The organism is Corynebacterium sp. LK2510 (assembly GCF_040946405.1).
Taxonomy (GTDB): Bacteria; Actinomycetota; Actinomycetes; order Mycobacteriales; family Mycobacteriaceae; genus Corynebacterium.
Window position 1 is genome coordinate 1 of record NZ_JAYWLR010000044.1, and the last position, 1,136, is coordinate 1,136.

The following is a 1,136-nucleotide window of genomic DNA, read 5'->3' on the forward strand; positions in this document are numbered from 1 at the left end:
GCGTAGCTCATTGTTGAACGACTCGATCGAATTCGTCGTGTAGATCACCCTCCTTGCTGCGGGCGGGAACTGCAGAAAAGGCACGAACCGATCCCAACTATCGCGCCACACCTTGACCGATTGCGGGTATTTCTCGCCCAGTGGCGAGGCAGCAAACTCGGCAAGCGCCTCAGTAGCTGCCGCTTCATCGACGGCAGTGTAGACCTTTTTCAACGCCGCCGAAACGGCTTTGCGATCACCGTAGGCTACCCACCTGTTCGCCGCCCGGATCAGGTGCACGATACAGGTCTGCACCATCGACCCTGGCCAGGTTGCCTCCACCGCTTCGGGAAGCCCTTTCAGCCCGTCGCAGCAGACAATGAAGACGTCCTTGATCCCCCGGTTAGCCAGATTCGAGCACACATGCGCCCAAAATGATGCGCCTTCCTCCTTCGCGATCCACAGCCCCAGGATGTGCTTGACGCCGTCGACGTCGACCCCGATAGCCATGTAGGCCGACTTGTTGACCACACGGCCTGCGTCACGGACTTTGATGCGCAATGCGTCGAGGAAAATCACAGGATAGAACTCATCCAACTGGCGGTTTTGCCACACCATCACCTCATCGAGCACGGCGTCGGTGACAGCCGAGATCGTTTCATGGGAAATATCGACGCGCATCGCAGACGCCATATGATGCTGGATATCCCTGATGGTCATCCCCCCGGCGTACAAACTAACGATCATGTCATCAACGTCGGTCAAACGACGCGCACCTTTCGGCACCATCAGCGGCACAAACGTGCCTTGACGATCCCGGGGCACATCGACGGTGACCGGGCCGTAGTTCGAGTCCACGGTCTTCGAATACGTCCCGTTGCGGTGATTGATGGTGCCGGCTGCAGCTTTGCCAGCCCGGTCGCCGGATGGGTAACCCAGGTGGGCATCCAACTCAGCATTAAGCCCACGGGTGATCGAGGCCTGCAACATACCACGGACAAGATCGTTGGCATCCGTTGCAGAAGTACCGAGTTCGTCAATTAGTTTCGCCATTTCAGGATTGGAAAGAAGCCTCGCTTCAATCGCGTCAATCTTGGCCTTATCAGCCGGGTCTCGTCGTGCCACAGTAGTCATTCTGGCTCATCTCCTTGTGCGGA

At 57.7% G+C, this 1,136-nt stretch carries 1 protein-coding gene; it reads right to left on the reverse strand.

The genetic code is table 11. The features are described 5' to 3' along the window. The coding region (locus VVR41_RS10665; protein ID WP_368524752.1) for an IS256 family transposase at positions 1-1,113 on the reverse strand (1,113 nt) is incomplete at its 3' end. Positions 1,114-1,136: the final 23 nt, after the last annotated feature.